The organism is Shewanella sp. SG41-4 (assembly GCF_014164505.1).
Taxonomy (GTDB): domain Bacteria; phylum Pseudomonadota; class Gammaproteobacteria; order Enterobacterales; family Shewanellaceae; genus Shewanella.
Window position 1 is genome coordinate 1 of sequence record NZ_JACJFI010000698.1, and the last position, 979, is coordinate 979.

Here is a 979-nt window from a genome sequence, read left to right on the forward strand (position 1 = left end):
ATTCCTCACGGCCTTTATGCAAAGCCTTAGCAATGGATTGTACATTGTTAATCTCTCGCCTAATCGTTTCCGCCTGATCATCAAGTTCTTGGCCTAGTGCTTCGCAACTTTCAGCAGAATTCATATCAAAGCGAGGCAATAGGTGATGAATAAGGTCATTTCGATCACAGACTAATTGAGCAAGAGTTTTTTTTTGGCTTTTATAATAATCTTCATCACACTCAATTCTGAAACTGAATGATATATATGCTTCATCTAAATCTTCTGGTTCAGATGATTGTGCATTTGAGTCAGGATTTGAGTTTTCAACATATTGCCCAACCAGGGTCCCCAAAGTTTGCTTATGAACTTTGTTTTCTTGGTCTTGTTTTAGTGTTTTGATCTCACTTGAAAAGCCAGCTAAGTTACCATTAGCAACAACAAACTTAAGCAGCCTTTCAAGTTGTTGAAACAGAACAACGTTCCTTCCGACTTTTCTTAAAACATCATCTACAAATTTTTCGTTTTTCAATCGAGAAGCTACTCCATCGCCGTGATCTTTTTAATATAACCAATTTTGAAATGCATATTATTGTATAAAAAGCTTTTGGGGGATATCTAGTGAAAATGCAGCATAATATCTTCACCATTACTAAATACAGCAATACCAATCACATTAGACAGATCCACTTTTTCACTAAAGTGCTTAATGAACTTACTAGTAAAGACTACGCAATGGGCGATTAAGGTAGTTATAGCGGTAATAGGATGAGCATTAGTGTTGTTAGTCGTTGTTGTATCAGGAGCACTTTTCATTAATTGATCCATATACTGTTTTAATTTCTCATAATGAGTAACTTGCTCTTTAAGAGGCTTTTGGCTGATCTTATCTTTATCACCAATTAAAGCTCTGAGAGTCTCCATTAAAAACTTTTCTGAAAATAGCTCTTCAAAATCTAGAGAATTACGCACTTGAACAACATCAGGTAATTTCCAGTCA

2 protein-coding genes are annotated in these 979 nt (G+C 35.3%); both read right to left on the bottom strand.

The genetic code is table 11. The features are described 5' to 3' along the window. On the bottom strand, positions 1 to 511 hold a 511-nt coding region (locus tag H5202_RS23355; protein ID WP_220493994.1), incomplete at its 3' end, for a hypothetical protein. Positions 512 to 597: 86 nt separating this feature from the next. Beyond that, a partial coding sequence (locus H5202_RS23360) for a hypothetical protein (RefSeq protein WP_182774099.1) occupies positions 598 to 979 on the bottom strand: 382 nt, incomplete at its 5' end.